Origin of the sequence: Bacillus sp. NMCC46, assembly GCF_002998465.1 — a bacterium.
In the GTDB taxonomy this organism is placed as follows: Bacteria; Bacillota; Bacilli; order Bacillales; family Bacillaceae; genus Bacillus.
In genome coordinates, this window is record NZ_PVQZ01000001.1 from 321,217 (window position 1) to 345,878 (window position 24,662).

19 protein-coding genes are annotated in these 24,662 nt (G+C 41.6%); all 19 read right to left on the bottom strand.

The features are described from left to right. Positions 1-65: 65 nt before the first annotated feature. Positions 66-1,358: an EF-P 5-aminopentanol modification-associated protein YfmH gene (gene yfmH, locus C6Y01_RS01640; RefSeq protein ID WP_095285186.1), complete on the bottom strand. Its 1,293-nt coding sequence runs from the start codon at positions 1,356-1,358 to the stop codon at positions 66-68. Continuing rightward, positions 1,355-2,635 carry an EF-P 5-aminopentanol modification-associated protein YfmF gene (gene yfmF / locus C6Y01_RS01645; RefSeq protein ID WP_106037754.1) on the bottom strand — a complete coding sequence of 427 codons (1,281 nt, stop codon included), beginning with the start codon at positions 2,633-2,635 and terminating at the stop codon, positions 1,355-1,357. Before yfmF ends, yfmH begins: the two co-directional genes overlap by 4 nt. A 144-nt stretch (positions 2,636-2,779) precedes the next feature. Next, positions 2,780-5,896 carry an MMPL family transporter gene (locus tag C6Y01_RS01650; RefSeq protein ID WP_095285184.1) on the bottom strand — a complete coding sequence of 1,039 codons (3,117 nt, stop codon included), beginning with the start codon at positions 5,894-5,896 and terminating at the stop codon, positions 2,780-2,782. A gap of 317 nt (positions 5,897-6,213) precedes the next feature. Beyond that, positions 6,214-7,443: a bacillibactin exporter BcbE gene (gene bcbE / locus C6Y01_RS01655; RefSeq protein WP_223249876.1), complete on the bottom strand. Its 1,230-nt coding sequence runs from the start codon at positions 7,441-7,443 to the stop codon at positions 6,214-6,216. A 102-nt stretch (positions 7,444-7,545) separates the two neighbouring features. Next, positions 7,546-8,271 carry a GntR family transcriptional regulator gene (locus tag C6Y01_RS01660; RefSeq protein WP_034662237.1) on the bottom strand — a complete coding sequence of 242 codons (726 nt, stop codon included), beginning with the start codon at positions 8,269-8,271 and terminating at the stop codon, positions 7,546-7,548. 165 nt (positions 8,272-8,436) lie between these two features. Continuing rightward, positions 8,437-10,809, bottom strand: coding sequence for an FtsK/SpoIIIE family DNA translocase (locus tag C6Y01_RS01665; RefSeq protein WP_106037755.1), 2,373 nt, complete (start codon positions 10,807-10,809; stop codon positions 8,437-8,439). Between the two features lie 111 nt (positions 10,810-10,920). Continuing rightward, complete coding sequence (locus C6Y01_RS01670) at positions 10,921-11,157, bottom strand: YlzJ-like family protein (RefSeq protein WP_060596305.1); 237 nt, start codon at positions 11,155-11,157, stop codon at positions 10,921-10,923. Continuing rightward, on the bottom strand, positions 11,154-11,882 hold the full coding sequence (locus C6Y01_RS01675) for a ClpP family protease (protein WP_034662249.1): 729 nt from the start codon (positions 11,880-11,882) through the stop codon (positions 11,154-11,156). The genes C6Y01_RS01670 and C6Y01_RS01675 overlap by 4 nt, the downstream gene beginning before the upstream one ends. A 119-nt stretch (positions 11,883-12,001) precedes the next feature. Continuing rightward, positions 12,002-13,669 (bottom strand): ribonuclease J2, encoded by a 1,668-nt coding sequence (gene rnjB, locus C6Y01_RS01680; RefSeq protein ID WP_066030894.1) that lies wholly within the window; start codon positions 13,667-13,669, stop codon positions 12,002-12,004. Positions 13,670-13,840: 171 nt separating this feature from the next. Further along, on the bottom strand, positions 13,841-14,707 hold the full coding sequence (gene dapA / locus C6Y01_RS01685; RefSeq protein ID WP_106037756.1) for a 4-hydroxy-tetrahydrodipicolinate synthase: 867 nt from the start codon (positions 14,705-14,707) through the stop codon (positions 13,841-13,843). 30 nt (positions 14,708-14,737) lie between these two features. Continuing rightward, entirely contained in the window at positions 14,738-15,952 is a 1,215-nt protein-coding gene (gene dapG / locus C6Y01_RS01690) for an aspartate kinase (RefSeq protein WP_106037757.1), read from the bottom strand. Between the two features lie 92 nt (positions 15,953-16,044). Next, positions 16,045-17,064, bottom strand: coding sequence for an aspartate-semialdehyde dehydrogenase (gene asd / locus C6Y01_RS01695; protein WP_106037758.1), 1,020 nt, complete (start codon positions 17,062-17,064; stop codon positions 16,045-16,047). 139 nt (positions 17,065-17,203) lie between these two features. Beyond that, the gene (gene dpaB / locus C6Y01_RS01700) at positions 17,204-17,797 is read right to left on the bottom strand and encodes a dipicolinate synthase subunit B (RefSeq protein WP_034662258.1); all 594 of its coding nucleotides are present in this window, start codon (positions 17,795-17,797) and stop codon (positions 17,204-17,206) included. After that, on the bottom strand, positions 17,794-18,696 hold the full coding sequence (gene dpaA / locus C6Y01_RS01705) for a dipicolinic acid synthetase subunit A (protein WP_034662261.1): 903 nt from the start codon (positions 18,694-18,696) through the stop codon (positions 17,794-17,796). The genes dpaB and dpaA overlap by 4 nt, the downstream gene beginning before the upstream one ends. A 123-nt stretch (positions 18,697-18,819) precedes the next feature. Next, entirely contained in the window at positions 18,820-19,092 is a 273-nt protein-coding gene (locus C6Y01_RS01710) for a YlmC/YmxH family sporulation protein (RefSeq protein ID WP_012010001.1), read from the bottom strand. A gap of 70 nt (positions 19,093-19,162) precedes the next feature. Beyond that, positions 19,163-20,086, bottom strand: coding sequence for an aminoglycoside phosphotransferase family protein (locus C6Y01_RS01715; protein WP_106037759.1), 924 nt, complete (start codon positions 20,084-20,086; stop codon positions 19,163-19,165). 73 nt (positions 20,087-20,159) lie between these two features. Continuing rightward, positions 20,160-21,389 (bottom strand): M16 family metallopeptidase, encoded by a 1,230-nt coding sequence (locus C6Y01_RS01720; RefSeq protein WP_034662267.1) that lies wholly within the window; start codon positions 21,387-21,389, stop codon positions 20,160-20,162. 33 nt (positions 21,390-21,422) lie between these two features. Next, positions 21,423-22,376 carry a polysaccharide deacetylase family protein gene (locus C6Y01_RS01725; RefSeq protein WP_034662270.1) on the bottom strand — a complete coding sequence of 318 codons (954 nt, stop codon included), beginning with the start codon at positions 22,374-22,376 and terminating at the stop codon, positions 21,423-21,425. A gap of 114 nt (positions 22,377-22,490) precedes the next feature. Then, positions 22,491-24,608 (bottom strand): polyribonucleotide nucleotidyltransferase, encoded by a 2,118-nt coding sequence (pnp, locus tag C6Y01_RS01730; protein WP_106037760.1) that lies wholly within the window; start codon positions 24,606-24,608, stop codon positions 22,491-22,493. Positions 24,609-24,662: the final 54 nt, after the last annotated feature.

A 24,662-nucleotide genomic window follows, 5' to 3' on the forward strand; every position in this document is an offset into this window, starting at 1 on the left:
ACATGCTTTTATCAATTAGACATAAAAAAGACAAACTCATTTGATCTGAGTTTGTCTTTTTTTATTTATTTTGTTTTCGGGACGACTTTGAAAACGGACATCCGTTCTTCATCAATTTCTTCCTCTAAAATTTGCTGAATGTCGGCTAATTGGATTTGTTCCAGCATGGTCACGACATCAAATAAGCTCATGTCTAAAAATGCATATCGAGTGAATTGGTTCGCAATGTATTCGGGAGAGTTCATGGCTTTTAAAAAGCTGCCGATTTTCTTCTTGCGCGCTAGCTCAATTTTTTCTTCTGACATCAGGTTCTTTGCTTGAAGAAGGGTTTCTTTTAATTCTTTTGCCAGTTGATCAGGATCATTTGTATCTCCGCCAACGGACGTGAAGCCAAAGCCGCCTTCTTCCGTATAATCGTAGCTGAAGGTCTCATCAATTAAGCCTTTTTCATACATTTGTTCATATTGTAAGGAGCTTTTACCAAACAGCGTCTCTAAAATGAGATTCATCCCGAGCTCATGTTTTAGCAGCTGATTTCCTTTTTTATGAGGATTCTTTGTTTTCAACCCGAACATACATTTCGAGCCTTGTACGTTCATAGGAAGTTCGTATTCTTTTCGGTACACACCTTCAGGCTCATTGATGTCTTTTCGTTTGATCTCTGGCTGGTCTGTAAATGGCTTTTTCGCCTGATTCGCTCTGACTTGATCTAATATTTGCTTTGGATCAACGGGACCGACAACAAATAGAAGCATATTGCTCGGGTGATAGAACGTTTCATAGCATTCATACAAATGATCTTTTGTAATCGGAGCAATACTTTCTACTGTTCCAGCAATATCAATTCTCACGGGATGCTCTTGATATAGATTTTCAATCAGACCGAAGAATAAACGCCAGTCCGGATTGTCATCATACATGTTAATCTCTTGGCCAATGATGCCTTTTTCTTTTTCGACCGTTTTTTCAGTAAAATAAGGCTCTTGAACAAAATCAATGAGTGTCTCAAGGTTTTGTTCGACATTTGAGGTGCTTGAGAATAAGTAAGCTGTTCTCGTAAACGTTGTAAAAGCGTTTGCGGATGCTCCTTGCTTACTAAATGTATGAAATACGTCTCCATCTTCTTTTTCAAACAGTTTATGCTCTAAGAAATGGGCAATTCCGTCAGGCACTCGAATCATGTCTTCTTTGCCAAGCGGCACAAATTCGTTATCGACAGAGCCATATTTGGTTGTAAAGGTCGCATAGGTTTTGTTAAACCCTTGCTTTGGCAGCACATAGACGTCAAGTCCGCTCTCCATTTTTTCGTGATAGACCGTTTCTTGCAGCTGGTCGAATTGAATTGTTTTCACTGTCATGAAGTACCCTCCGTTCCTTTAAGAAAATAGGTCGTATCCCATTCGATTTTCTGACCCACTTTGATGATGTCCTCTTTTGTCACTCGGTCTAATGCTTCTAAAAAGGAATCAAGGGTTTCCCCTGTTGGCACAACGGCATGCTGATACAAATATTCTGCTGTCCCATAAGATGTATCAATCGTTTCAAGCAGCTGATTTTTGACGACAGCCTTTGTTTGGTCAATCGCTTCATCTGAAAAATCACCTTTTTGCATTGCTTCAAATTGTTCTTTAATGATGTCTACTGCCTGCTGGTAGTTGCCGACTTCAATTCCTGACATGACCATCATCAAGCCTTTAAAGCTCTCAAGTCTAGACACAGCGTAGTACGCAAGACTTGCTTTTTCTCGAACATTGATGAATAGCTTCGAATGCGAGAAGCCGCCAAATATGCCATTAAACAAATGCAGCGCCGGATAATCTTCATCTGCAATCGTCGTATGCGTGCGAAAGCCGATATTCAGCTTGCCTTGCTTCACGTCCTCTTCATCAATGACTTCTTTTGCTTCTTTTTGCGTTCTTGTTGAGTCAGCGTGTTGTTTGACCGGTTCTCTATCACTTGTTTTGAAGTATTGAGAGACCATTCGGCTGATGTCTTGTTCGTCAACATCTCCCACAACATAAAGATCAAGCTGATTTGATTGAAGCGCATGCTCATAAGCTTCAAAAAGCGAGTGAGCTGTGATCGTTTCAATGTCTTCCATTTCTCCATTGACGTGCAGTGCATACGGTTCACCTTTGCACATTTCCTGCACAAGTCTTAAGTTCGAGTAACGCATTTTATCATCATACACTGCTTGAATTCGCTGTTTTAATGTGCGTTTTTCTTGATCTACATATAATTGACTAAACACCCCATCTTCAACATACGGATGGAATAGTAGGTCAGATAGTAAGGCAATCCCTTTTTCTAGTAAAGGGGTTTGATCCTTTAAATATTTTTCATTCGCCATTTCCAGGCGGAAGGTAATGATGTGATTTTCCCCTTTTTTCGCCATGTCTGCCGAAACAGTTGCACCATAAAGCTCATCAAAATAAGCACGCAATTCTCCCGTTTTCGGCATTTTCTCTGTTCCTCTTAACAGCACATGCGGGAAAAGTGAACGCATGGTGACATCATCTTTCGATAGAGGCGCAAGCATTTTAAAAAGAATTGTGACCGTTTTAAATTTTTCTGTTTTGACAATATGAGTATGAAGACCAGGTGTGTCTAGTGTCTTCTCTTGTAAGTACGTCATGAGAAACCTCCTTTGTTCATCCTATTTATTATGTATTAGAACATAGCTGATATATACGTGAAACAGCCATTTAATAGACATTATATCAATCAGAGGAAAGGATAGGAAATAAAAACGCCTCTGCTATAAGCAGAGACGCCGGTGTTATTTCATTCTAAAAGGCCACCAATTCCATTTACCGAAAATACGAACCATGACCGGGATAAAGAGCGGCAATACAACAAAAGCATATAATAAAAGTCCAATGAGTATGACCGTTGCAATCTCAATAAGTGATAATACACCAGACGGCAGCATGGCGGCGAAGGTCCCCGCTAATATCGCGACTGCTGAAATAATGACGGAACCCATATTTCTCATCGCTGATATCATTGATGCTTGCACATGCTCTCCCTTCCATTCATTAAAGCGATCCATCAGAAAGATCGAATAATCAATGCCAAGGGTGACAAGAATGACAAAGCTGAAAAATGGGACAGCCCAGCTGACACCGTCGTAGCCAAAAAAGGTTTTAAAGATCCATTCAGTTAAACCGATGGATGTAAAATACGTTAAAATAAGTGAAAGTGTTAAGTATATCGGCATGACGATTGACCGTAATAATATAATTAAAATGATAAAGATGCCAATTAACATGAAAATGACCGTTCGAATAAAGTCACCGTCAGATGTTTCTTTTAAATCTACATTTAAACTTGAGATACCAGACACACCGTAATTTACATTCTTTAACCCGCTGACAGGTAAATATTGATCAAGGGTGTCCTCAATTTTCGCAACGCCTTTCATCGCTTCATTGCTGTATGGATTCACATTTAATATGACTTCAAAGGTTGTTAATTTACGATCTGGAGACATATACGTATGAAAGATTTGTTTAAATTCATGACGTTTCAGCACGTCTTCTGGAATAAACCAGCCCGTTATTTCTTCATCTGGCGCTTGCTGAAGCTGCTTTAAGTAGCCGTCCGCCTCTGTGAAGCCGCTTTTGACCTGCTCGAGCCCTTCAATACTTTCATCTAAACCATCTGTTAACAATGTGAGTTTTGATGAAAGCTGGTTAAATCCTTTTTTGATGGCTTTTTGGCCGTCTGTCAGCTGATCTGCTCCATCTTCAATTTTAGGCATTTCTTTGATCAATTGTTTTTGTCCTTCATTTGTTTGTTCAAGACCGTCATAAATTTGATCGAGCCCGTCCATGAGTGCTTGCACTTGGCGTTTTACGTCTTTTTGCTTGCTTGATAAGGTTTGAATTACTTGATCTGCTTTTTTGATCTTTTGTTTAAAGTGAGAGGCTTCCTCTTCATACACACTCATTTGGTCCCCTGCTTGATCAAGCATTCCTTTTGTGTCTTTGAATACTTTCTTGATTTCTTTATATTCATCCATATCTTTTACTTCTGGAAGCCGTTTTTCAAGTGCTTCAAACGATACATTTTCATAGGATTTTTTTACTTTTTTAATGGTGGTCATCAGCTGCTGATTCGATTTCGCATGACGTTCCAGCGTACTCACCATTCGCTTAAGCTCTTGAATCATCACTTCACTGCTGCGATATTCTTGCTCTAATTCCTTTTTTGCTTCTTTGATTTTACTTCGGATGGTCCCGACGCCATCTTTACTGCGCCTTACCCCATCTTCTAAAGAGATCAAGGACTCCCTTACTTCTCCAATTCCGCTTTTGATCGCTTTTGTTCCATCAATCAGCTGGTCAATGCCTTTAGCGGATTCTTGAATTTTTGGTTTTTGTTTAAGAAGGGCAAGATTTGTTTCGGTCAGGCCATCTGAAATTTTCCCGATTCCTTCGTGGCCTTTGCCAAGTTCTCCTCCCAGCTCTTTTGCTTGAGAGGTGACGTAAAGCTGACTTAGCCCGTCTCCAACAGGCCTAGTGACACTGCGGACTGTTTTTACTTCGTCAATGTCATTTAATTTACGGGTCAGTTTTTCAATCATGACAATCTTTTCTTGGTTATCTAACTTATTGTCACTTTCAACAAGTACATTCAGGGGCAGCGCTTCCCCAAAGCCAAATTGCTCTGATATCGTATTAAATGCAGACACTGATTCATACTTTGTCCCAATCTCATTTAAGCTGTTATAAGAAAGAGTTCCGTCGTACATCAAAATAGGAGGCACAGTAATTAGTGCAACTAAACCTAAACTGATCAGCGGCCTTTTAAATGAAAAACGCCCAGCCCATTCCCACATTTTACTTTGCGGGTGGCGAATGTTCTCTCTTTTAGATGGCCAAAAAAGGGATTGTCCGAAAACAGACATAAAAAAGGGAACGATGGTGACTAGGGCAATCAGCAGTATGCCAACTCCAACAGCAACACTAACGGCTGATTGATACAATTGAAATTTGGCAAACCCAATGCTTGAGAAGCCGACTAATACGGCTAAGCCACTGAAAAAGACCGTTTTCCCTGCACATTTATATGTGATGATAATCGACTCTTTGACATCACGACCTTGACCGATCTCTTCTTTAAAACGGCTTAACAGCAAAATACAATAATCTGTTCCTATACCGAACATAATAGCTACCATAAAAATCTGAGTAAAATTAGATAGAGGAAATTGCATATATTCTACTAGAAAAGCCACAATACACCGGCTGACGGCATAAGAAATGCCGATCGTAATGAGCGGAACAACAGGTGCCAAAATCGATCTGAAAACAATGATTAAAATAAAGAAAATAAAGATCATCGTAATAAGTTCAGTTTTCTTCAGACCTTGTTGAGAGCTTTTAATGACATCTGAATCCACAAATTTTTGACCCGTCATTTCATATGAGACATGATAGGGCTTTAAAACTTCCTCAATTTGTTCTTTAATCTTCACAGCTTTTGTTTCGTAGTGGTCGAATTTGAATGGAACAAGAAGTGTACTTTTATCCTTTGATAAAAGTTGTTTTTGAATGTCCGGATCTACATGAAAATACGAAGTAATTCCGTCAATGTGGAGGTCTGGGGCATGAGTCATGAGTGCAGATAAAGCCTTTTTTAATTCCTGCTCTTTCTCAGGGAACAGATGTTGTTCGGAGAATACAATGACACCCGTATCTTTTTTCCCGTTATGATCTGATAGCTTATCCAATAAGTGAAGTGCCTCAGCTGTTGGTGTCCCCTCCGGAACCTTTAATTGCCCTTTTTCTCTTGTTAATTCCTCTAAATTAGGCGCAGTAATAAACAGAATCACAGCTGTTATCATCCACACCACTAATACAATCCATCTTGCTTTAATTATTTGCAACATAGCTGCTTCAAGCTCCTTCTAGTTCATCAATCAATTTGCTGTATTTGAGCGTGTCTGAAGTGCTGACTGCGTCTCCTTCAACGTGCTAATGGCAGGATGACCTATTCAATTGTCTTTTCGTGTTGAAGAAACACATATTCATCATCAGCACGCGAGCTCAATTTCTGCCTGAAGAAAGACAGAAAATGAATGTTTTTGAACACCTCCTATTTGGGATAATTTAAAAGATATTACTATACATTAGTTTAACTATCAAAATTTTACATGTCAATTTATAAAAAAGAAAAAAGATGGCAAAATACCGTCTTTTTTCTAGATTAAACCGTTTTTAATTGTTCACTTTCATCCTTTTCATCTGGCTGGATGAAGAAGAGGACCAAAAATAGTGAAATAAGACTGCAAATGGTCGAGAGAATAAAAACGATGGAGTCCCCTTTATCCATGAGATAGGCGTAAATCGGAGGTCCTAAAGCGACACCGATAAAACGCATACTGCTGTAAAATGACGTAATGGTTCCGCACTGCTCTTTTTCGATTCCTTCTGTGATCAGGGCATCAAGTGCAGGCAGTACAATACCGATGCCAACACCGCCAATGCTTAAACAGATAAACAATACGTAAAAGCTGTGATTCCACCATAAAAACATATAGGAAAGTGATAACAAGGCCATGCCTACGATTATAAAGATTCTCATTTTCCCTTTTTCTTTTCCAATCGTTTTCCCAGCAATGTATGAACTGATGGATAGAAAAAGGAGCGGGATACTAAGCAGGAGCCCTTTTTTGACACCCTTAATTTGATAAGCTGCCTCAAGGTTATCAGATAAGTAAAAAAGCACACCAAAAAGAAGAAACATAATAAAACCGCCAATTGCAAAAATGGCATAAAGCCAGCGTCCCTCATGTTTAAAAATGGTCTTTGTTGATTTTAAAAATTCTTTGAATGTAGGCGGGTCCTCCTCTTTTTTCGCGGACTCTACCATGAACAGTACCATGAGAAAGCTGATGATTGAAAAGAACGGAATAAACCAAAACGGCACAAACCAAAACCATGAAGCTAGAAGCGCCCCAATAATCGGGCTTAATACCTTTCCAGCTGTGTTAGAGGTTTCGATGGCGCCAAGTCCCGCACTTACTTCTTCATCATCATGAAACAAATCTCCTATAAACGGCATCACGACAGGTGCTGCCCCGGCTGAGCCAACACCTTGAAGGACCCTTCCAAATAGAATCCACATGTAGGGTTCTTTCATGATCGTTGAGGCAACTGCTGCCACAGCCCCACCAAGACCTGCGATTAACAGACACGGCAGGAGTACCTTTTTACGCCCGATTCGGTCCGATAAATAGCCGGCGATTGGAATACATAAGATCGCTACAACAGAGTATACCGTAATAATGAGGGAGACTTGAAAGGAAGTGATGGAGAGTGTCTTTTCTATCTCTGGCAATACAGGTATTAACATCGAGTTCCCAAGTGTCATGATTAGAGGCACTGATGATAATGCAATAATATTCTTTTTACTGACTGTTTTCTCGCCCAACATCATTCACCCAATTCTATATACTGTTACGTATTAGTGTGGCAAGTTTTACGGGTATTATGTATGGGCAAACAAAAAGCAACCGCTTATGGAAGCGACTGCTTGTTAAAATCGTTTACGTATCACATGAAAGCTGAATTTATCCGCTCGAAAATAATTAAGCGAGTATAAGACCGGCTGATCATCCTGATCATAGTGCATTTGTTTCAGTAATAATAATGCTGTTTCAGGGTCACATTCGAGTATCGGTGAAACCTGATCGTGGTAGCCGATTGGTTCGATGTCAGCAACTGCATATTTAATCCCGCTGTGTGGTTCTCTTCCAAACAGCTCAAAAAGAGACTCTTCTTCATGTGTAAAAGAAGCGGGAAGATGCTTGACCGGAATTTTATCTAAACAATATACCACTGGCTGTCCATCTGCCGTTCGAACGCGTTCCATTGAAAAAATCTCATCAGATTCATCACACTGAAAACGAATCACATCATTCTCTGTTGGCTCCCCTTCTTGCGAGGATAAAAAGATGGTACCAGGCGTCATATTGACCTGCTCGATCATTTTCGTGACACTTGCCAGCTGTTCTATGCCTGTTGAAAAGAGTGGTCTTGTGTTGACGAACGTTCCCACACCATGCCTTCTAATTAAATACTTCTCTTCTTCTAATACACGAAGGGCTTCACGCAGTGTCGCTCTGCTCACGCCTAAAAGCTTTGAGAGCTCAAACTCAGAAGGCAGCTTTTCTTTTTCTGCATATACGCCTGTTTGTATATCTTCTTTAATACGGTCAATCACTTTCAAATATAAATGGCGATTGTCTGTTTTGGTCGACATGTTTTCCCTCCGTCTAATCAATGCAAATGATAAGATGAGAAATCTCTATTCCGAGATAAGTTGAACACAACTATATCATGTTTTTGCAAATAAATAAATAGTCTGACTTCCAGTTAACATAATCATACTATCGTTTACTTCTTTTTTAGGAAAACTCTCTTCGATTTATGAAGAGAGCTCGTCATATTGTTCTTTTGAGAGCAGGACTTCTCTCGGTTTACTTCCTTCATAAGGGCCGACAACGCCCCGCTCTTCCATTGCGTCAATCAGGCGGGCCGCTCGGGTATAGCCGATGCGGAATCTTCTTTGAAGCATAGAGACAGAAGCCGTCTGCATGCCGATGATGAGTTCCACTGCTTCATCATATAAATCGTCATCCACAGCTGTAAGCTGATCCTGCGTTTCTTCAGTTGGAATCATTTCTTCTTGATATTGTGCTTTTTGCTGGGTGATCACATGATCAACGACATGCTCCACTTCTTCATCTGATAAAAAGGCGCCTTGCACACGAACCGGTTTGTTTGCACCTACCGGTAGAAACAGCATATCCCCTCTGCCCAGCAGTTTTTCTGCGCCACCCATATCAAGGATCGTCCTTGAATCTGTTTGCGAGGACACGCTAAAGGCGATGCGGGATGGGATGTTGGCTTTAATGACACCTGTAATGACATCGACAGAAGGTCTTTGTGTAGCAATAATTAAATGAATCCCGGCAGCACGAGCCATTTGCGAAAGTCTTGTAATGGAATCTTCTACATCAGAGGAAGCGACCATCATTAAATCTGCAAGCTCGTCTACAATGACGACAATATAAGGAAGTTCTGGCTGTTTGGCCTCTTCTGATTGATTCATTCGTTTAATGTAATCATTGTATCCTTCAATATTTCTTGTCCCCGTATGAGAAAATAATTCATAGCGGCGCTCCATTTCGCTGACTACTTTTTTAAGTGCCTGTGAGGCTTTCTTAGGGTCCGTTACAACCGGAGCGAGCAGATGCGGAATGCCATTATACACATTTAGTTCAACCATTTTCGGATCAATCATCATCATTTTCACTTCATGAGGTTTCGCTCTCATGAGAATACTTGTGATAATACCATTGATGCACACACTTTTTCCGCTTCCAGTCGAGCCTGCTACAAGTAAATGCGGCATTTTGTTCATTTCAGCCAGCACAGCTTCACCAGAAATATTTCGGCCCAGTCCAATCAGCAGCTTGGCGTTTGGACGGTCATTTTGCTTTGATTCTAATACCTCTTTTAAAGAAACCATCGCGATTTCTGCATTAGGAACCTCAATACCGATGGCTGATTTACCAGGAATCGGCGCCTCAATCCGAATGTCTTTTGCTGCAAGAGCAAGGGCTAAGTCATCACTTAGATTGACGATCTTACTTACCTTCACGCCGACATCTGGATAGACTTCATATTTTGTAACGGCCGGTCCTAAGTGAACCTGTGTAACTTTTGCTTTAACACCAAAGCTTTGGAACGTTTTTTCAAGCTTTCTTGCATTTTCGTATATATTTTTCTTGTCTGTTTGCTGCCCTGAATGCTGGGGCTCTGCCAAAATATCAAGTGACGGCAATTCGTAATCTTTGTTTTCAAGTTCAGTAAATGTCATCGGCGGCGCCTCTTTTGGTTCATCGGCTGTATCTGATGGAACTGGTGCACTTTGCACAGACTCTTGAAGAGGCTCTGTCTCTTTTGCCGTCTGCTCTTTTTGAACGAGCGGGGTGAGAATGTCATCTCTATCAGCAAAGCTTGAGATGATTGGCTGGCTATTGTCTGAAACCGGCGTTTCCTCTTCGATCAAGATCTGATCATCATCGTCCTCTTCCTGAATACGAGACCGTTTTTTCTTTTCACCTGTTTTCTGAGAGGGCGCGCTCTTTTTCGCCTGCCTGATTCCTTTCATATCTTCAACAAACGCTTTCCACTGCTTCACCATAAATTGTGAGACAGGGAGCGACACTTTTTTCACCATTTCTTGAAGAGATCGATTTGTAATCAGCACAATTCCAATCAGCATCAGAACGATTGCCATAATTTGAGATCCTGCTTGCGCAAATAAGAAATATGAAGCAGCAAATAATACGGCACCGATCATGCCGCCTCCTAAATCAGGTGACCCAGTCTCACCTTTCATATCCATTAAGAAAAGCTCAAATGTATTTCTTATCACACTTTGAGAGCCTATTGCGCCCGCAGATGAAAGGTGCTGAAAGAGCTTCACATGAGACAAAAGCAAGATACTCGCAATGATGCAGTATAGCCCTGCTTTTCTCCTTGTCAAAATATCTGGGATTTGTTTTTTCCAGAAGATGGTCACGCCAAAAAGAAATAATCCGGTAAGGCAGAGAATGAACCATTCACCTGCAAAGAATCGGAATAAATGTACGAAGGTTTGTCCAACGACGCCTAGCTGTAAAATGGCAATGATCGCTATGGCAATACAGACTAACCCATTTAATTCATATTTCAGTTTTAGCTGTTTATTTTGTTTTTTTCTCGTTTTCCGTTTTCTCTTTTTAGCCATACTCATCACCTTACTACGAAAGAAAATATAACCTACCGAAAAGATCAGAAAGAAAGCAGCCTGGTTTTGGCTGCATCTTGTTGTAAGTTTTCCCTTTATTATAGCATAGAATCATTCATATGAGTCGGTTTGATTGGTGCCTAATTGTAACTTCAATCGCTTGCCTGGTGCAAGCTCTTGATTCAGAAAGTCCATTGGATTGGTGCTCATGACTTGAACAATTTCTGCTTCATCCTCTTTCATTTCAACCATAACTGGCACGCCTTGGATGTTTACCTGCTGAAGTTTGCGGTCTCCTTGTTCCTCCGCGTAAATGGCTTCATATGGCATAGGTGTATATAAAATCATTGGATCAGCCCCTCGTTTTGAGATGCCCTGTCTCCAATCAGTTCGTTCAACTTTTTAATCGCTTGTCCTACGCCGCCTACTTCATTCATGAGTCCGTATTCTGCTGCCTCATGACCAACAACATTTGTTCCAATGTCTCTTGTCAAATTGCCTTTTGAGAACATGAGCTCTTTAAACTTCTCTTCTGTAATATTGGAGTGGCTTGTCACAAAGTTAATGACTCTTTCCTGCATTTTATCTAAGTATTCAAAGGTTTGCGGGACACCAATCACTAGACCAGTTAAACGCACAGGATGAATGGTCATCGTGGCTGTTTCTGCAATATAGGAATAGTCACACGATACAGCAATCGGGACACCAATAGAGTGGCCGCCGCCAAGTACAATCGATACAGTCGGTTTCGATAAAGATGCAAGCATTTCTGCAATCGCTAGTCCCGCTTCAACATCGCCGCCTACTGTATTTAAGATGATCAAAAGACCTTCAATTTTTGGGTTTTGTTCAACTGCGACGATTTGCGGAATGACATGTTCGTATTTGGTTGTTTTATTTTGTGGCGGAAGCTGCATGTGGCCTTCAATTTGTCCAATAATGGTGAGGCAATGTATGTTTGTATCTTGCGGCAGCTGTGGTATGGCTGTTTCACCAAGCTGCTGTATTTTGCTCATAATGCTGTCTTTTTCTTCTGGCTTTCGCTCAGGCTGCTGTTCATTCTTTTCGTCCATTTGTCTCCATCCTTTCCTCAAACTCTCCTTCTATTATGAACAAGAAGGCCGTATTCAATCCGCATTCCTAGTGCCACATCAAAAAAGCCCAAAGAGCTTATGCTCCTTGGGCTTTCTCATCACACTTCCATAATAATTGGAATGATCATCGGCTTACGTTTTGTTTTTTCATATAGGAATTGATTGAGTACATCGCGCATGGATTGTTTCAATGTTGACCATTCAACAATTGAGTTTTCCGTTTGCTCTTTGACAATTCCTTTGACCATTTCTGTCGCTTTTACAATCAGCTCTTCGGATTCTCTGACATACACAAATCCTCTTGTGATGATTTCAGGTCCAGAAATTAATTGTTTCTTTTGTTTATCAAGCGTAATAACGACAATTAAGATACCATCTTGAGACAATAGGCGTCTATCGCGCAGCACAATGTTCCCGATATCACCAACGCCAAGACCATCGATCAAAATATTGCCTTGGTGAACTTTTTCACCGATTTTTACGTTCTGTCCTCTAAACTCCACAACATCCCCTTTATCAATCAAGAAAATGTCACTTCGTTTCATTCCCACTTCTTCAGCAATACGAGAATGTGCTTTTTGCATACGATATTCGCCATTCACGGGAATCAAATACTTTGGCTTTAGTAAGTTCAGCATCAGCTTTAACTCTTCTTGGCAGCCATGTCCAGAGACATGCACACGTTTTTGCGCAAAAATGACTTGTGCGCCGCTTCTTGTGAGGAAATCCACTGTTTTTGAATATGTGAGTTCTTGTCCTGGAAGAGGTGTAGATGCAATCACCACAGTGTCATCTTTTTCAATATGAAGCTGTTTGTGATTTTGTTTTGCCATTTTTGTTAAAGCAGCAAGAGGCTCTCCGTGGCTTCCAGCTGTCAGGATGACCACATCGTTTTTCGCCATTTTCTTCACTTCTTGAACTGGTACAAATAATTCTTCGTCTGCTGTGACATAACCAAGTTTGATCGCCAGCTGAAGAGTCGTCATCATATTCTTCCCTGCTACGGCAAGCTTACGGCCATTTTGATTCGCTGCATTAATGATCTGCTGCACGCGGTTAATGTTAGATGAAGATACAGCGACAATTACTCGATTTTCAGCATTGTACATCGCATTTGAGATTTCGTCTTGGACGAGCGCCTCAGAAGGTGTATAACCTGGTTTTTCAGCATTCGCACTGTCTGAAAGAAGTGCTAAAACGCCATTGTTTCCAATTTTCGCAATCTCTCCGATGTCACAGGCTTGGTTAAGCGCTGGGGTTTGATCAAATTTAAAATCACCTGTGCATACGATTGAACCAAGAGAGGTTTTGAAGCTGATCCCAACTGAATCAGGGATGCTGTGATTCGTTCTAAAGAATGATACCTTTGTTGTTTCAAACGTAATGACTGATTTTGCATGTACCTCACGCAAGTCAGCTTTTTGATTGAAGCCATACTGCTTTAATTTTTCTCGAAGTAACGCAAGGGTCAGCTTCGTTCCGTAAACTGGTACAGACAATTTGCTTAAGCAATGGAATACGCCTCCGATTGCTTCATCATGTCCGTGGGTAAGAAAAATTGCTTTCACCCGATCAGCACGTTCTGTTAAATAAGAGATATCAGGAATAACGACGTCAATGCCTAGCATTTCGTTTTCTGGATGCATCAAGCCTGCATCTACCACATATATGTCGGAATCAATTTCAATGACATATAAGTTTTTCCCGATTTCTCCAACGCCTCCCAGTGCAATAATTCTTACGTTCTCTGTATTTTTCTTTTTCAAAATTCTTATCCTCCTAGTCTCAAGCCCGTCCATCATCGCTTAATGCTATTATAACTGAATCTAATTTTAGAAAACAAGATGAAGTCACATTTTAAGAAAGTGTTTATGTATAAAAAACGGTCATACTCAGGGACATCTGAGAATGACCGCTTACGAAATTTTTTGTTTTGATCATCTGTTTAAGACGCTGCTTAAATCCAGTCTCTCTTCTTCTGACAAAGGTAAAAGCGGAAGACGAACCGATCCGACATCTAGTCCTTTCAGCTGAAGAGCTGTTTTGACAGGCGTTGGATTTGGCGCTGTGAAAAGCTGTTTCATGATTGGGAGCAGCTTTTGATGGATCAATGCGGCATTGGCCGTTTGACCTGAAGCATAGCTTTTCAGCATTTGCTGCATATCAAGTCCTACGATATGAGACGCCACAGAGACAACTCCTTTTGCACCAACAGATACAGCTGGAAGTGTTAAGCTGTCGTCACCTGAATATACATCGAAATCTTCTGGTGTCTCTGCAATGATTTTTGTCATGGCATCAAGATCACCGCTTGCTTCTTTGATCGCGACAATGTTAGGTATTTGCGCAAGTTTAATGGTTGTTTCTGGGGCTAATGACGCAACCGTTCTCCCTGGTACATTGTAAAGCATGACAGGAAGAGATGTAGACTCGGCAATGGCTTTAAAGTGTGCATACATGCCTTCCTGTGATGGCTTGTTGTAGTAAGGTACGACAAGCATCACTGCATCAACGCCCGCTTCTTCTGCTTTTTTCGTTAGTTTGATAGACGCATTTGTATTATTACTGCCTGTTCCTGCAATGATTTTACAACGACCATTTGCTAATTTCACCGATTGCTGAAAAAGAGCGACTTTTTCTTCAGTCGATAAAGTTGGCGATTCGCCTGTTGTCCCTGCAACGACTAAAGAGTCACTGCCGTTTTTTAATAAGTAATCAATGAGAATTGATAGCTTTTGGAAATCAATGTTGCCCTTTTTATCAAAAGGTGTAATCATAGCTGTTGCGATATTTCCGAAATTCATTTTTTTCACCTCATCATGATTCAATCACATTTATCTTGAAAGTTCAAACACTTCGTGCAGGGCATTGACAGCCGCTCTCATGTTTTCTTCGTTCACTAGCACCCAAATGGTCGTATGGCTGTCAGCCGATTGTAAAATCGGAATGTTTTGCTCGGATAGAGCCGATACAATTTTAGATGTGACACCTGGTACACCCATGATGCCTGCGCCAACAGCTGATACTTTTGCACAATTTGTTGTCACAATTGGCGTATAGCCAAGATCTTTTAGAATTAACGTTGCCTTTTCAGTCATTGCACCTGTCACTGTATACACAATCTCACTCGGTGTAATGTTGAAGAAGTCGACACTGATTTGTGCGTTAGCCATAGCCTTGAAGACCTCTGTTTGGACGCTGTACTGCCCTTCTTTTGCCGGGACCTTGATTTGCGTCACATCATTGACATGTGCAATACCCGTAATGAGGCGGTCGTACACATCATGGCTCATTTTATCTGAGTAGTGTGACGTGACGAGTGTGCCCTCATCATCAGAGTATGTTGAACGGACCCTCATTGGTACTTTTGCTTGCATCGCAATTTCGACAGCTCTCGGGTGAATGACTTTCGCCCCTTGATATGCAAGGTTGCAAATTTCCGTATATGTCACGACTCTGAGCGGCTTTGCATTTTCAACAATGCGGGGATCTGCTGTCATGACGCCTTCTACATCTGTAAAAATATCAATGAAGTCTGCCTGTAATGCAGCACCTAAAGCAGCTGCGGACGTATCACTGCCGCCTCGTCCGATTGTGGTCACGTCCCCATTTTTCGCAGCTCCTTGGAACCCAGCAACAACGACAACATCATGTTCAGACAGTGCCGCCTCGAGACGTTCACACTTCATATCAATAATTTTCGCACTCGTATGCTCCTTATCTGTCACAAAGCCCGCCTGTGCGCCTGTCATTGCTACAGCCTTTAGCCCGTTTTCATTCAGCATACTTGAAAACACAACAGCTGAAATATTCTCTCCGCAGGAAACGAGCAAGTCTTTTTCTCGATTTGTCATATGCTGCGCGCTGCCGTAAAGCAGACCAAGCAGCGTATCTGTCGCATAAGGGTCGCCTTTTCGTCCCATTGCGGAAACGACGACAACCGACTTATAGCCTTTCTCTTTTGCCGATAAGATATGTGCAAGTGCCCTTTTTCTACCTTGATCATCTTTGACAGATGTACCGCCAAATTTTTGGACAATTATTTTCACTGTTTTCACTCCAAGTTCATTCTGACGTAACAGAAGAGAGCAGGCGAAAGATGCCTAACTCTCTTCTGTTCGTCCTCATCATCCATTGAATGTTAAACTAATTTTAATGCTTTTAAGCTTTCTGCAATTTGAACTGAGTTCCATGCAGCGCCTTTTAGCAGGTTATCAGATACAATCCACATATGGAACCCGTTTGGACGGTCCAAATCTTTCCGAATGCGGCCGACAAATACGTCGTTTTTTCCAACAGCATCTGCAGGCATTGGATAAATTTGCTGAGACGGATCATCTTGCAGTGTAATGCCTGGTGCATCTTTAAGAATTGACTTAATGTCGTCAACTGTTGCGTCATTTGATTCTAGTTCGACGTAGACAGATTCTGAATGTCCTGTTTCAATTGGAAGTCTCACACATGTTGCCGCTACTTCTAGCTCTGGCATATGCATGATTTTTTTCGTTTCGTTGATCATTTTCATTTCTTCAAATGTATAGCCATTGTCTTGGAATTTATCAATTTGCGGAATCGCATTAAATGCAATTTGATAAGGCATGACTTCCGGCTTTACATCTTCTTTATTTAAAATGGCTTGTGATTGGCTGTATAGTTCGTCAATGGCTTCATGTCCTGCACCTGATACGGCTTGGTAAGTGGACACGATGACTTTTTTCATGCCATACGCCTGACGAAGCGGTTCTAATGCCGCTACCATTTGAATCGTTGAACAGTTAGGGTTTGCAATGATTCCTTGATGGTCATGCAAGTCTTTTTCGTTTACCTCTGGTACGACAAGAGGGATGTTTTCGTCCATACGAAAAGCACTTGTGTTGTCTACAACAACCGCACCTCGTTTGACTGCTTCAGGAGCTAGCGCCTTGGAAACATTTCCTCCAGCACTGAATAATGCAATGTTCACTCCTTCAAAGCTTTCAGGTGTTGCTTCCTGAACGGTATACTCTTGACCTCTGAATGTCACTTTTGTTCCAGCAGAACGTTTTGAGGATAGTAGAGTCAGTGTATCCATTTCAAAATCTCTGTCAGCTAGTGTTTTTAACATTTGTTGACCGACAGCTCCAGTCGCTCCAACTACAGCTACATGCAATCCTCTTCCCATCAGTAAAACTCCTTCCGACCCATCCATGATTCTTTTCTTTCGGATGGCCATCCTATGACTTTTTACATTTTATTTTACCATAGAAAAGCAAGGCTTGAAGCATCTTTTTTGAATCTTTCATGATTTTCTAGTGAATCTATTATTCGTTTGCTCCAATTAAAATCGGCTGAATTTGTCTATGCTGGAGCGCCTCTTCTACTGTTTGAGAAAGCAAATCCATGTTTGCGACCATGGAGGTCGGTTTTTTAAATGGATCATCTTGGCCAAATGGAATAAAGAAAATATTCTTTGTCGACATCAGCCTCATCAGATTTGTACCATTTAAGCCTAGCGCATCATTTGTTGAAATTCCTAAAACGACAGGACGATGATTTCGAATGGTTGCTTTTGCAGCCATTAAAACAGGGCTGTCTGTCAGGGCATTTGCGAATTTCGCCATTGAGTTCCCTGTTAATGGAGCAATGACCATACAATCAAGTGGCAGCTTAGGTCCGAGCGGCTCTGCTTTCACGATTGAGTCAATCGCCTTAAAACCAGTCAGCTTCTCAATCCGCTCAATCCAGTCAGCCCCATCTCCGAATCTTGTATTCGTACTCTGGACCGTATATGACACCACTGGACGCACTTCTGCTCCTTCTTTTACAAGTGCTTCGATTTGCGGATAAACAGCTTCGTACGTACAGTGGGAACCAGTTAAGCCAAAGCCGATTCTTTTCCCTTTTAATGTTGTCATGATTCCATCCCCCTTTTTTCCTCTGCAAGTTCACATAAGAGCCCAGAAAGCACTTTTGCAATGATTTGCCCTGCTGTCTTTGGTGCAACAATACCCGGGAGTCCTGGTGCAAGAAGCGCCTTCACTCCGTGTTTTTGTGCAAAGTCAAAGTCTGTTCCTCCTGGGCGGGAGGCGATATCCAAAATGAGTGTCTTTGGTGTCATGCTGACGATGACAGATGAATCTAATACAAGGCTTGGAATGGTATTGATGATGATATCTACATCCGTTACTTCTTCTTTTAACCGATCCATTGAAAATGGATCAATTCCCATTTCAAAGGCCCGCGCTAAATGAGCTGTATCTGCTGCCCCTACTTTTACGTCCGCACCGAGTGCCCGAAATGTGCGGGCAATGGTGAGTCCTGTTCTTCCGAGCCCGAGAACAGCAACACGTGATCCATGAATCGTATAATCCGTTTGCTGAATGGCCATCATGATAATCCCTTCAACTGTTGGAATAGAGTTATATATGGCAATATCATCTCGCTCAAACAGCTTCACAAGTTTTCGGTTCACCTGCTTTGCCAGATTGTCTAAGTACGTATTAGAAATACCTGAGTACAAGGTACAATGGGCAGGGGTTCTTTCTAAATATGTTGCTTCCAGCAAAACCTGCTCATTTGAGAAAACTGTCGCAACAACACCTTCATCCGTTGCCCCTGATACTGGCAGGATCATACTGTCTACCTGTTCGAATGGAAGTTCTGACATTTTCAGCTTTTCAGCACCGATAAATCCGTGATCCAGCTGATCAAATCCAACCAAAAACACTTTGGCATGCTGCTGTGACAGCTTGCGAATAATTTCAAGCTGCCTTGCATCTCCCCCGATCACCGCAACCGTTAAACCGCTCAACATACTGACCGTTCACCTTCTTTATTTAAAAAAGTCTGTAATATTTTCTGAATCTCCCTTCTAGCATATGAGGAGAGGATTCAGCCTGTGAACAAATCGGAGAGAGAAAAGAAAAAGAGCACCCATTTATGATGGATGCTCTTTTTCTCCGGGTGGCTGAAGTGCTTCAGGCACATCGAGAATGATCATATCTGATCCTATTTTTTGAATGTGATTCCACGGGACGCGGATGTCATTTCCTTGCTTTCGAAAGCCAAACCACTTCACCGAAGGTATGATGAGTGCTGTTATTTGACCGTCCTGTTCATTGATTTCAAGGTCGGTTTGTCCAAGCACGCCAAGCCGCTCCGCTCTTTTGATATCGACGATCTCTTTTCCTGACAGCTCACTTAGCCTCAAAATCGCATCACTTCCCTTCCGTATCATATATGCAGCCACAAGAAGAAATAGACCGTCCCGCTTTTTCAAGTTATGAATGATGCCAATTTGAATACCAAGCTGGTTTCAGTAGATGAAAGCGATCATGGTCTGCCAGCATTCTCTCCACTCGGTTCACCATATCTTTTACATGTTCAGGGTCATAAGAAAGCGTCCATACAATAGAAGAAAAGCAGCTCATTGCTGTATAGATGGAAAAAAGAAGCCAAAAATCGTCTGTAGCCTGCGTACTTACATAGTGATCCAGTTGCCCTGCTGAAAACGGAACACTGCTTTCTCGACTAAATAAGGACAATTTATAAAAGTCATGAACCGGGTCACCCCAGTCAGATTGATCAAAATCAATCACGCCGGCATACTCACCTCCTTGAATGATGATATTCCCTAAATGAAAATCATCATGCTGGAACTGGTTCGGTCTCGCCTTTACCGCATCAACATGTGATTTGATAAAATCTAATACGAATTGATCTTGAGCAAAAGTTACTCCACTTGATTGATAGGTATGTACATACCGTTCATGTTTCGCCATGACTCTCTCATCCCATGGCGCGACATGAGAAGGTGCGTGACATGTATGCATGAAACTCAGCTCTCTGCCTGCCCGCCTTCCGATTTCATACTGCTCTTCATTTGTGAGCAGATGGATGGATGCTCTAGCATTCTCTCCTTCAATCAAGGAGAAAATACGATAGGTACAGTTAAATTCAGCACTCATTCCAATCTCCATCACTTCAGAACATAGAAGCCCTCGATCTTTTAACTTTCGCTGAACTGACGCTTTTCTTTTAAAGCTGGAATACGTTTTGAGGTTTGATAGCTTGAGCACTAGCTTTTCACTAGAGGATGTTGTGACGAGATAAGTACGGTTTCCTGAAAAGCCAGATGTCATCGGCTGAAAGGAGATGGCTTGTGTCAGAAGCGGAGAGAGGCGTTTCAGTTTTTCATGTTCCATGAAAGCAGTGCTCCTTTCTTCTTTATATACAATAAAACGGCAGACCTCTTAGAAGCCTGCCGTGTTGTTTACATTATGATGGCTGATCACCCGTCGGACTAATAAGCGAGAGCGCATAATCTTCTGTAAAGATTCGTTTTGATAAGTTATTCACGCCGTCTAATGTGACGTGGTTGATTTCGTCAATAATTTCATCGAGTGTACGATGTTTGCCAAGGAGCAGTTCATTTTTACCGTTTCGGCTCATCTTGCTGTTTGTGCTTTCAAGGCTGAGCATGAGGTTCCCTTTCATTTGCTCCTTAGAGTTTTCAAGCTCTTTTTGCGTGATTCCCTCACGTTTTAAGACGTCTAATGTTTGTAAGATGGTTTCAGAGAGCAGGTTTAACTGCTTCGCTCCAGTCCCGCCATAAATCGTCAGCATGCCGTTATCTGCAAATGAACTGTGATAGCTGAAAACGGAATAAGCGAGTCCTTTGTCTTCTCTTACATCCTGGAACAAGCGGCTGCTCATGCTTCCGCCAAGAACATTGTTTAAGACGATTAAGTCATAGATGCCTTTATCTCCAGCTGGGAGGCCATTAAAGCCCATGCATAGATGCGCTTGCTCTGTTTCCTTTTTGCGTGTGAGCTTGTCATAGTGAAATTGCGGCGCTTCTAAAGGCTGTTTTTTCCCTTTCGTTTCATATGAACCGAACAATTTTTCAACCTCGCGAATAAAGGTGTCATCCACATTCCCTGCAACAGAGATGACGACGCGGTCCGGCGTGTAGAATTCATCCATATAAGCTCTAAGAGAGTCACCGTTAAAAGTAGAAAGTGTTTCTTCTGTTCCTAAAATCGGGAACCCTAAAGAATGATCACCATAAATCGCTTTGCTCAACAGATCATGAACGATATCATCAGGTGTATCCTCATACATTTTGATTTCTTCATAGACTACATTTTTTTCTTTTTTCAGCTCTTCTTCATCAAAAGCGGAGTGGAAGAACATGTCGCTTAATACATCGAGGGCGTAGCCAGCATGTGAATCAAGCACCTTTGCATAGTAGCAAGTGTATTCTTTTGACGTAAAGGCATTCACTTGACCACCAATGCGGTCAAAGGATTCTGCGATATCACGTGCAGATCTCGTCTTTGTCCCTTTAAAGAACATATGCTCCAGAAAGTGTGAGATTCCATTAATTTCTGGTGTCTCATGTCTAGAACCAGTTCCAATCCAGACGCCAATTGCGACAGATCTTACAGTGGGATTGTTTTCAAGTACAATTCTTACTCCGTTTTGGCATGTATACGTTTTGACCAAGTTTTGCTCCTCCTATTCAACAAACAGATCGGATCACGGATGTCTTTTTTCACTTAGGAGGTCTGAAACCGTTCCTAATTCATATCCTCTTTCCTTGATTTGAGTGATAAGTACGTCAAGACTTTTCGCCGTCGAATCTGTTGGATGCATTAATATCATCGCCCCATTGTGGATTTTCCCAAGCACCCGCTTTTGTAATATGTCTGGTGACGGTTTTTGCCAGTCAATGGTGTCTACCGTCCACATAATGGTTTCCATTCCTTCTTCAGCAGCGAGTTTCACTGTTTCTTCTTTAAAGCTGCCGCTAGGAGGGGCGAACCACTTCGGTTTTTTTCCAAGGGATTCTTCAATTTGACGATTCGTTTTGGTAATCTGCTCTAATGCTCGTTCTCTTGTCAGTGTGCGCATATCCGGGTGATTGTATGAATGGTTTCCAATTTCATGACCATCTGCCACGATTTTTTTAGCAAGATCCGTGCTTTTTTTCACCCATTTGCCCTCTAAGAAAAAGGTCGCCTTGACCCGATGCTTTTCCAGTGTCTTTAACATCTTGATTAAATGCTCATCACCCCAAGCCACGTTGATGAGGAAAGCATTCATTTTTTTATCTGGATGTCCCTTGTAAATGGGCTCAGCACCAAGTTCGTGTAAATGAATAGAAGGTTTTGTTTCATTGAAAACAAGCAGCTTTTCATCAAATGACCCTTGTTTTTTCATTTTTTCATAAGAGGCATCGATATTGACTGTCTGTCCATTTAGACCAGGCATCTTTTTCCACACTTTATCAATCTTAGCATTTTGCGCCTTCACTTCATAGTCAGAAGACTTCGATTCAATCTCTTGATATAAAATATCTTTTGAAACAGATGCAACCTCAGCATGCTCTTTCATTGATTCAATATATGTAACAGCAGCCGGCTGCTTCATCGTTTGATATGACACGAGCAGTAAAAATACAAACACAATGAATGGTAACGTTTTTTTCAATGGCTGTCCCTCCCCTTTACCACAAATTATGATGGGGAGAAACAAGCTAGAACTATTGTTAACGCAAGAAAAGAAAGAAGCCTGGTACGGATACCTGGCTTCTAACACATTTCATTAAGACTGTTTTTCTTCTTTTTCCTTTTCTTCACGTAAAACAGCTTTGCGAGAAAGGTTCACACGGCCTTGTTTATCGATTTCAGTGACTTTGACAAGTAATTCATCGCCGATCTTCACGACATCTTCTACTTTGCCTACACGGTCAAGCGCAAGCTCAGAAATATGAACAAGTCCATCTTTGCCGCTGAAGATTTCAAGGAAAGCACCGAATTTTTCAATGCGTTTTACTTTACCTAAGTAAAGTTGCCCCACTTCAACTTCTCTCACAAGATCTTCAATGACTTTCTTCGCTTTTTGGTTCATGTCTTCTTCTGTAGAAGAGATAAAGATTGTACCATCTTGTTCAATATCGATTTTCACACCGGTATCTTCAATGATTTTATTGATTTGTTTACCGCTTGGTCCAATGACATCACGAATTTTATCAGGATTGATCTTCATCGTTAAGATTTTTGGTGCATAACGAGACAATTCTCCTCTAGAAGCAGGAATCGTTGACAGCATGCTTTCTAAGATTTCCATTCTTCCTTTTTTCGCTTGTTGGAGAGCTTCTTCCAAGATGTCTTTTGATAGACCATCGATTTTGATATCCATTTGAAGCGCTGTTACACCTTTTGATGTACCTGCAACTTTAAAGTCCATATCGCCAAGTGCATCTTCCATTCCTTGAATGTCTGTCAGCACTGTGTAGTATTCACCAGATTTCACAAGTCCCATTGCAATCCCTGCAACTGGTGCTTTAATTGGAACACCCGCATCCATCATCGCAAGTGTGCTTGCGCAAATACTTGCTTGTGAAGTAGATCCGTTTGATTCTAGTACCTCAGACACAAGGCGAACCGTATAAGGGAAATCTTTTTCAGATGGGATCACTGGTTCTAATGCACGTTCACCTAGCGCACCATGCCCGATTTCGCGGCGGCCTGGGCCACGCATTGGACCTGTCTCACCAACACTGAATTGAGGGAAGTTGTAATGGTGCATGAAGCGTTTCGATTCTTCAACGCCTAGGCCGTCAAGAATTTGCACATCGCCAAGTGCACCTAATGTACAAATACTGAGCGCCTGTGTTTGTCCTCTTGTAAATAGACCTGAACCGTGCGTTCTTGGCAGAAGTCCTACTTCTGAAGAAAGTGGACGGATTTGATCTACACCGCGTCCATCTGGACGTACTTTCTCTTCAGTGATCAGACGGCGAACTTCGTTTTTGACAAGCTTGTTTAATACATCCTTCGCTTGTTTAATCGTCGCTTCGTCGCGATCTTCTTCTTCAAATTTCTCAACCACAGCTTTTTTCACAGCACTGATTGCATCCTCACGTGCATGCTTCTCATGTACTTGAATCGCTTTCAGCAGATCTGTTTCAGCAAGTGCTTTTACTTCGTCTGCTAACGTTTGATCTACTTCATATAAAGGAATATCGATCTTTGCTTTACCGACTGCTTTGACAATTTCCTCTTGGAATTCGATTAAACGTTTGATCTCTTGGTGACCATACATGATAGCTTCAAGCATTGTTTCTTCTGGTACTTCATCAGCACCAGCTTCGACCATGTTGATCGCATCTTTTGTTCCAGCGACTACAAGGTTGATGTCACTTTGTTCAAGCTGTTCTACATTTGGATTGATGATAAACTTTCCATCAACTCGTCCTACTGTAACGCCGGCGATTGGTCCCTCAAATGGAATGTCAGACACACATAATGCTAAAGATGAGCCAAACATTGCAGCCATTTCAGATGAACAATCTTGATCCACACTCATGACGATACTAATAACTTGTACTTCGTTTCTAAATCCATCTGCAAATAATGGACGGATTGGTCTATCAATTAAGCGGCTCGCAAGGATCGCTTTTTCACTTGGACGGCCTTCTCTTTTAATGAAGCCACCAGGAATTTTACCTACTGCGTATAATCTTTCTTCGTAGTTCACAGTGAGCGGGAAGAAATCAAGTGGTTTTGGTTCTTTAGAAGCTGTTGCTGAGCTAAGCACAGCTGTATCTCCGTAGCGTACGAGGACCGCTCCGTTTGCTTGCTTTGCAAGCTGGCCAGTTTCAACTGTCAGTTGACGTCCAGCCCAGTCTATGGTGAAGACATGTTTCTCTTGTCCCATTCTGAGAAAAACTCCTCTCTTATCTTGAAATTTTAGTTAATTCTTATTATGAAC

What these genes read in the sequence shown, in the direction of transcription:
- yfmF (WP_106037754.1), bottom strand. Translation starts at nt 2,635, where the DNA reads ATGACGTACTTACAAGAGAAGACACTAGACACACCTGGTCTTCATACT.
- C6Y01_RS01650 (WP_095285184.1), bottom strand. Translation starts at nt 5,896, where the DNA reads ATGTTGCAAATAATTAAAGCAAGATGGATTGTATTAGTGGTGTGGATG.
- C6Y01_RS01715 (WP_106037759.1), bottom strand. Translation starts at nt 20,086, where the DNA reads ATGGAACATGAAAAACTGAAACGCCTCTCTCCGCTTCTGACACAAGCC.
- C6Y01_RS01675 (WP_034662249.1), bottom strand. Translation starts at nt 11,882, where the DNA reads ATGGACGAAAAGAATGAACAGCAGCCTGAGCGAAAGCCAGAAGAAAAA.
- C6Y01_RS01670 (WP_060596305.1), bottom strand. Translation starts at nt 11,157, where the DNA reads ATGATTTTATATACACCTATGCCATATGAAGCCATTTACGCGGAGGAA.
- asd (WP_106037758.1), bottom strand. Translation starts at nt 17,064, where the DNA reads ATGGGAAGAGGATTGCATGTAGCTGTAGTTGGAGCGACTGGAGCTGTC.
- dapA (WP_106037756.1), bottom strand. Translation starts at nt 14,707, where the DNA reads ATGAATTTCGGAAATATCGCAACAGCTATGATTACACCTTTTGATAAA.
- pnp (WP_106037760.1), bottom strand. Translation starts at nt 24,608, where the DNA reads ATGGGACAAGAGAAACATGTCTTCACCATAGACTGGGCTGGACGTCAA.
- bcbE (WP_223249876.1), bottom strand. Translation starts at nt 7,443, where the DNA reads ATGTTGGGCGAGAAAACAGTCAGTAAAAAGAATATTATTGCATTATCA.
- C6Y01_RS01660 (WP_034662237.1), bottom strand. Translation starts at nt 8,271, where the DNA reads ATGTCGACCAAAACAGACAATCGCCATTTATATTTGAAAGTGATTGAC.
- dpaB (WP_034662258.1), bottom strand. Translation starts at nt 17,797, where the DNA reads ATGACAACATTAAAAGGGAAAAGAATCGGCTTTGGCTTAACTGGTTCC.
- yfmH (WP_095285186.1), bottom strand. Translation starts at nt 1,358, where the DNA reads ATGACAGTGAAAACAATTCAATTCGACCAGCTGCAAGAAACGGTCTAT.
- dpaA (WP_034662261.1), bottom strand. Translation starts at nt 18,696, where the DNA reads ATGTTGAGCGGTTTAACGGTTGCGGTGATCGGGGGAGATGCAAGGCAG.
- C6Y01_RS01665 (WP_106037755.1), bottom strand. Translation starts at nt 10,809, where the DNA reads ATGGCTAAAAAGAGAAAACGGAAAACGAGAAAAAAACAAAATAAACAG.